We start from the raw sequence: 267 nt of genomic DNA on the forward strand, positions 1-267 counted from the left end.
GTAATGCGCACCAGTCCGCGAGGCTCACCCGCCAGGTCTTTGACGCGCCCAAAGTTCTCTTCGATGGTTTCATACGCTTCGCGGGTGCTGTCGACTAGCGTCTGCCCTGCTTCCGTAAGCCGCATACTGCGTGTCGTCCGGCGCACGAGCGGAACGCCCGCGGCTTCCTCCAGATCGGCGATACGCTGGCTCATAGCCGCCTTACTGATGCCTAGGCTTTGCGCTGCAGCAGTGAAACTGCCGCTGGCGGCTAGCACCGTCAACGAG

At 62.5% G+C, this 267-nt stretch carries 1 protein-coding gene; it reads right to left on the reverse strand.

The features are described 5' to 3' along the window. A partial coding sequence (locus SB822_RS57750) for a LysR family transcriptional regulator (protein WP_410859191.1) occupies positions 1 to 267 on the reverse strand: 267 nt, incomplete at both ends.

The organism is Paraburkholderia sp. SIMBA_054 (assembly GCF_046534875.1).
Lineage (GTDB): Bacteria > Pseudomonadota > Gammaproteobacteria > Burkholderiales > Burkholderiaceae > Paraburkholderia > Paraburkholderia hospita.